Origin of the sequence: Kitasatospora sp. MAA19, from assembly GCF_029894125.1 — a bacterium.
GTDB lineage: Bacteria > Actinomycetota > Actinomycetes > Streptomycetales > Streptomycetaceae > Kitasatospora.
The window spans coordinates 1-7,043 of the sequence record NZ_JARXYZ010000074.1 but is presented as its reverse complement, the minus strand read 5'-3'; the positions used below and the strand labels follow the sequence as shown (position 1 = coordinate 7,043).

Genomic DNA, 7,043 nt, shown 5'->3' with positions numbered 1-7,043 from the left:
GATGCCGTGGAGGTGGGTGGTGAAGAAGCGTTCGTGTTCTTCGCGGGTGGTGCCGAGGCGGGCCTGGGCGACGAAGTCACGGAACGGCAGCGGCGTCGGAAGCCGGTCCTCCTCGGCGGCCAGGATCGCCCGGATCTCGCCCAGCAGGATGTCGAGCGCCGTGTGATCGCTGACCAGGTGGTGGCGGTTGAGTAGCAGCAGCCAGCGGTTGCTGCCGGGTTCGGCGGCGATGTGGGCGCGGAGCAGCGGTGCCAGGGTGAGGTCCATGGTGGCGGGGCAGGCTGCGGTGAGTTCGGCCTTGGCGTCGTCGCTGGTGATCTCGTGCTGGTGGACGGGGAGTTGGGCGTGGCGGGCGACGACCTGGACGGGTTCGGGCAGGCCTTCCCAGAGGAAGGCGGTGCGCAGGATGTCGTGGCGGTCGATCACCCGCTGCAGTGCGCCGAGGAAGATGTCCAGCCGCTCGCGCGAGTCGAAGGTGAGCATCGTCGGCGTGACGTAGGTGTCCTCGCCGCCCGCGCCGGTGGAGATCAGGTGGTGGAAGAAGATGCCTTCCTGGAGCGGGGCGAGTGGGTAGATGTCCGCGATGTCGGCCGCGCCGCCGGGGAATGCCGCGGTGATCCGCGCGATCTCCTCGGTGGTCAGCTCGATGAGTGGCAGCATCGCGGGGGTGATCTCCCAGGCGCCGGCCGGGATCAGGTTCGGCGGGACCACCACCGCGCCGGTGTCGGCGGCCGCCGCCAGCCGGGCCACCGTCGGGGCGGTGAACAGGGTACGGACGTTCACCGGGACGCCCCGCGAGCGCAGCCGCTCCACCAGCGTGACGGCGAGCAGGGAGTGACCGCCCAGCGCGAAGAAGTCGTCGTCGGCGCCGACCTGCGGCAGGCCCAGGACTTCGGCGAACACCTCGCAGATCACCGTCTCCCGCGTCGTGACGGGTGCCCGGTAGGCGGTGTCGGTGTCGGCGGTGAAGTCGGGGGCGGGCAGGGCGCGGCGGTCGAGCTTGCCGTTCGCAGTCATCGGCAGCGCGTCGAGGGTGACGATCGCGGCCGGCACCATGTACTCCGGGAGCGTGTCGGCCAGGTGGGCACGGAGCGTGGCCGGGTCGAAGTCGGAGGCGGGGACGACGTAGCCGACGAGGCGTTTGTCGCCGGGGCTGTCCTCGCGGACGATGGCGCTTGCGCGGGCGATGGCCGGGTGTGCGGCCAATGCGGCTTCGATTTCGCCGAGTTCGATGCGGTAGCCGCGGATCTTGACCTGGTCGTCGGTGCGGCCGAGATATTCGAGTTCGCCGTGGTGGTTCCAGCGGGCGAGGTCGCCGGTGCGGTACATCCGGCTCCCGGACGGGCCGAAGGGGCTGGCGACGAAGCGTTCGGCGGTGAGGGCGGGGCGGTGGAGGTAGCCGCGGGCGAGCTGAGCGCCGGCGATGTAGAGCTCGCCCGGGACGCCGGCGGGGACGGGGCGCAGTGCGGTGTCCAGGACGTAGGCGCGGGTGTTCCACATCGGCCGCCCGATCGGCACGACCGGACCGTGGTCGTCGGCCCTGAGGAGATGATCGGTGCACGCGACGGTGGTCTCGGTCGGCCCGTAGTGGTTCACGATCGCGACGCCCGGGTGCTCGCGGCGCCACCGTTCCAGGAGCGTGGAGGGCAGAGCCTCCCCGCCGAGCATCAGTCGGCCGGTCGGGACATGGCTCTCGGAGAGCGCGTCCGCGTAGGCGAGGCCGCTGGGTGTGGCCTTGAAGAGGGTGAGTGGTTCGTTGGTGAGGGTGGTCGGGAGGTGTTCGTCGAGTGCTGCGAGTCGGACCTGGCCGCCGGTGGTGAGGGCGCCGTAGAGGATGGTGACGCCGGCGTCGAAGGAGATGGAGGCGTGCAGGAGGGTGGTGCCGGAGAGCTCGGGGTAGGCGGTGGCGGCGCGGGTGAGGTAGTTGACGAGGCCGGTGTGGGGGACGACGACGCCCTTGGGGTGGCCGGTGGAGCCGGAGGTGTAGATCACGTACGCCGGGTGCTGCGGCGACATCGCCACGTCGAGGTCGGTGTCGTCGTGGCCGGTGGTCGACAGTTCGTCGATCAGCAGGTGATGGGTGTCCGTCAGGTCACCGGCTTTGGTGGCGCATTCGGTGCTGGTGAGGAGGAGTTGGGGGTGGGCGTCGGTGAGGAGGTAGGTGATGCGGTCGGCGGGGTAGTCGGGGTCGATCGGGAGGTAGGCGGCGCCGGTCTTGAGGACGGCGAGGAGGGTGACGATGAGGTTGGTTGAGCGTTCGATGAGGACGGCGGCGAGGGTCTCGGGGCCCATGCCGTGGGTGGTGAGCAGGCGGGCGAGGTGGTTGGCGCGGCTGTTGAGTTGGGCGTAGGTGAGGCGTTCGTCGTGGTGGATGAGGGCGGTGGCGTCGGGGGTGCGGGCGGCCTGGGCTTCGACGAGTTGGTGGAGGGTGGTGGTGGGGACGTCGTGGGTGGTGTCGTTCCACTCGGTGAGGATTCGGTGGTGTTCGGCGGTGTCGAGGATGTCGATGTCGGTGACGGGTTGGTCGGGCGCGGTCAGAGCAGCCGAGAGGACCCGGACGAATCGCTCGGCGATCTGTTGGGCGGTGTGGGGGTCGAAGAGGTCGTGGGCGTAGGTGAGGGTGCCGTGGAGTCCGGTGGGGGTGCCGTCGGGGGTGTGGTGTTCGTCGAGGGTGAGGCCGAGGTCGAATTTGGCGGGGGCGGGGCCGGTGGGTGTGGTGGTGGCGTTCAGGCCGGGGAGGTTGAGGGTGGCCTGGGTGTTGTTCTGGAGGGTGAGCATGACCTGGAAGAGCGGGTGGCGGGCCATGGATCGTGTGGGGGCTATCTCCTCCACCAGGCGTTCGAAGGGGATGTCCTGGTGGGCGAAGGCGGTGAGGTCTGCTTCGCGGATGCGGTGGAGGAGTTGGGTGAAGGTGGGGTTGCCGTTGAGGTCGGTGCGTAGGACGAGGGTGTTGACGAAGAAGCCGATGAGGTTGTCGAGGGCTTCGTCGGTGCGTCCGGCGATGGGGGTGCCGATGGGGAGGTCGGTGCCGGCGCCGAGGCGGGAGAGTAGGACGGCGAACGCCGCCTGCAGCACCATGAACACCGTGACGCCCTCGGCGTGCGCCAACTCGGTGAGCCGCTGGTGGAGTTCGCTCGACACCGTGAGGTCCACCGTTCCGCCGTGGTGGCTGGCGGTGGCGGGTCGGGGGCGGTCGGTGGGGAGGGTGAGCTCTTCGGGGAGGTCGGCCAGGGCCTGGCGCCAGTAGGTGAGTTGCTGGGAGAGGAGGCTGTGCGGGTCGTCGGGGGAGCCGAGGAGGTTGCGTTGCCAGAGGGTGTAGTCGGCGTACTGGACGGTGAGTGGTTCCCAGGTGGGTGGGGTGTTGGTGAGTCGGGTGGTGTAGGCGGTGGAGATGTCGTGGGCGAGGGGGCCCATGGACCAGCCGTCGCCGGCGATGTGGTGGACGACGACGAGCAGGGTGTGCTCGGTCTCGCCGTGGGAGAACAGCCAGGCGCGGATGGGGAGTTCGCTGCCGAGGTCGAAGGTGTGCGCGGTCGCCCGTGCGAGGGCGGTCGCGTCATAGGCGCCCACCGCGAGCAGACGGTCGACGGAGTCGGCCGGACGTACCTGCTGACGCGGGTGGCCGTCCACCGTCGGGTAGACGGTGCGCAGGACTTCGTGGCGTGCGACGACGTCGTGTAGTGCGGCGTCGAGGGCGGTGGTGTCGAGGTGGCCGGTCAGGTGCAGGGCGAGGGGGATGTTGTAGGTGGCGCTGGGTCCTTCCAGTTCGCCGAGGAACCAGAGGCGTTGCTGGGCGTAGGAGACCGGTAGGGCCTCGGGTCGGGTGGTGGTGGTGAGGGCGGGGCGGCTGGTGGTGGTGTCGTCGAGTCGTTGGGCGAGGGCGGCGACGGTGGGGGTCTCGAAGAGGGTGCGGATGGGGAGTTCGACGTCGAGGACGGTGCGGATGCGGCTGACGAGGCGGGTGGCGAGGAGGGAGTGTCCGCCGAGGGCGAAGAAACTGTCGTCCACGTTCACCTGTGGCACGCCGAGGATCTGGGCGAAGACCTCGCAGAGGATCTCCTCGCGCGGGGTGCGTGGGGCGCGGTTGGACACGGTGGCGAGGTCGGGTGCGGGGAGGGCGTGGCGGTCGAGCTTGCCGTTGACGGTGAGGGGGAGGGCGTCGAGGGTGACGATGGCGGTGGGGACCATGTATTCGGGGAGCCGGTCGGCCACGTGCGCCAGGACGGCGGTGGTGTCGAGGTCACCTGTGGGGACGGTGTAGGCGATGAGGCGCTTGTGGCCGGGGGTGTCTTCGCGGAGGAGGACGGTGGCCTGGGCGACGGTGGGGTGGGAGGCCAAAGCGGCCTCTATCTCGCCGAGTTCGATGCGGAAGCCGCGCAGTTTGATCTGCTGGTCGGCGCGGCCGGCGTATTCGAGTTCGCCGTGGTGGTTCCACTTCGCGAGGTCGCCGGTGCGGTACATCCGGCTCCCGGCCGGGCCGTGGGGGTCGGCGGTGAAGCGTTCGGCCGTCAGGGCGGGGCGGTGGAGGTAGCCCCGGGCGAGGCCCGAGCCGGCGAGGTACAGCTCGCCGGTGACGCCGGCCGGGACGGGCCGCAGGCGCGCGTCCAGGACGTAGGCGCGCATGGCGTCCAGCGGGCGGCCGATCGGCAGGGCCTTCCCGGTGTCGGTCACCGGCAGGGCGGTGGCGAAGGTGGTCGTCTCGGTCGGTCCGTAGACGTTGACCACGACCGTCTCCGGGCAGCTCTCCCGCACCCGTGCCACGGCGATCGGGGAGACCACGTCGCCGCCCGTCCACACCTCGCGCAGCCCGGTGAAGCAGCTCGGGTCCTCGTCCGCGAAGAGCGTGAACAGGCCGATGGTCACGAAGATCCAGGTGACCTGGTGCCGCGCGATCACCCGGGCCAGCGACGCGGCCGTCACCTCACCGGCGGGCGCCACGACGACCTGGTGCCCGGTCAGCAGGGGGACCCAGAGTTCGAAGGTGGAGGCGTCGAAGGAATGGGGCGAGTGTAGGAGGACGCGCTCGGTGGCGGTGCCGGTGTAACGGTGGTCGGCGGCGAGGGCGGCGATGTCGTGGTGGGTGACGGCCACGCCCTTGGGACGGCCGGTGGAGCCGGAGGTGTACATCACGTACGCCAGCTGCCGCTCGTGGCAGCGGATGTCGGGAGTGGTCCGGAGCTGGTCGGCGTCGTCCGTGGTGAGGACGGTGAGGCCGAGTTCGGCGGCCTCGTCGCGTAGTGCGGTGTCGGTGAGGACGATGGTGGTGCCGGTCTCGGTGGTGATGGTCCGGCGGTGGGCGAGGGGGTAGCGGGGGTCGAGCGGGACGTAGCAGCCGCCGGCCTTGACGATGGCCAGCAGGGCGACGACCAGGTCCGCCGAGCGCTCCATCAGGACGGCGACGGCGGACTCGGTCCGGACGCCCTCGGCGATGAGGCGGTGGGCGAGGCCGTTGGCGCGGGCGTCCAGCTCGGCGTAGGTGAGTTCGGTGTCCCCGTACACGACTGCGACGGCGTCGGGGGTCCGTGCGACCTGGGCGGCGAACAGCTCGGGCAGCGTGCCCGGCACGGGCTTGACGGCGGTGTCGTTCCACTCGGTGAGGATTCGGTGGTGTTCGGCGGTGTCGAGGATGTCGATGTCGGTGACGGGTTGGTCGGGCGCGGTCAGGGCGGCTGAGAGGACCCGGATGAATCGCTCGGCGATCTGTTGGGCGGTGTGGGGGTCGAAGAGGTCGTGGGCGTAGGTGAGGGTGCCGTGGAGTCCGGTGGGGGTGCCGTCGGGGGTGTGGTGTTCGTCGAGGGTGAGGCCGAGGTCGAATTTGGCGGGGGCGGGGCCGGTGGGTGTGGTGGTGGCGTTCAGGCCGGGGAGGTTGAGGGTGGCCTGGGTGTTGTTCTGGAGGGTGAGCATGACCTGGAAGATCGGGTGGCGGGCCATGGATCGTGTGGGGGCGAGTTCTTCGACGAGGCGTTCGAAGGGGATGTCCTGGTGGGCGAAGGCGGTGAGGTCTGCTTCGCGGATGCGGTGGAGGAGTTGGGTGAAGGTGGGGTTGCCGTTGAGGTCGGTGCGTAGGACGAGGGTGTTGACGAAGAAGCCGATGAGGTTGTCGAGGGCTTCGTCGGTGCGTCCGGCGATGGGGGTGCCGATGGGGAGGTCGGTGCCGGCGCCGAGGCGGGAGAGCAGCACGGCGAACGCCGCCTGCAGCACCATGAACACCGTGACGCCCTCGGCGTGCGCCAAGTCTGCCAGTTGTGCATGGAGTTCGGCGGGGATGGTGAGGTTGATGTCTCCGCCGTGGTGGCTGGCGGTGGCGGGGCGGGGGCGGTCGGTGGGGAGGGCGAGCTCTTCGGGGAGGTCGGCCAGGGTCTGGCGCCAGTAGGCGAGTTGTTGGGAGAGGAGGCTGTGCGGGTCGTCGGGGGAGCCGAGGACGTCGCGTTGCCAGAGGGTGTAGTCGGCGTACTGGACGGCGAGTGGTTCCCAGCTGGGAGCGGTGCCGGCGAGTCGGGCGGTGTAGGCGGTGGAGATGTCGTGGGCGAGCGGGCCCATGGACCAGCCGTCACCGGCGATGTGGTGGACGACGACGAGCAGGGTGTGCTCGGTCTCGCCGTGGGAGAACAGCGTGGCACGAAGCGGGAGTTCGCTGCCGAGGTCGAAGGCGTGCGCGGCGGCGTGGGTGAGCGCGTCGTGGTCGTACGGGTGGACGGTCAGCAGGGAGCCGGCGGAATCGGGGTTGAGGATGCGCTGGTGGGGCTGTCCGTCGATGGCGGGGTAGATGGTGCGCAGGACTTCGTGGCGTGCGACGACGTCGTGTAGTGCGGCGTCGAGGGCGGTGGTGTCGAGGTGGCCGGTCAGGTGCAGGGCGAGGGGGATGTTGTAGGTGGCGCTGGGTCCTTCCAGTTCGCCGAGGAACCAGAGGCGTTGCTGGGCGTAGGAGACCGGTAGGACCTCGGGTCGGGTGGTGGTGGTGAGGGCGGGGCGGCTGGTGGTGGTGTCGTCGAGGCGTTGGGCGAGGGCGGCGACGGTGGGGGTCTCGAAGAGGGTGCGGATGG

1 protein-coding gene is annotated in these 7,043 nt (G+C 70.3%); it reads right to left on the bottom strand.

Annotated elements, in window-relative coordinates; all coding sequences use genetic code 11:
• Positions 1-7,043: non-ribosomal peptide synthetase (locus P3T27_RS40715; protein WP_280686424.1), on the bottom strand; the 7,043-nt coding region annotated here is incomplete at both ends.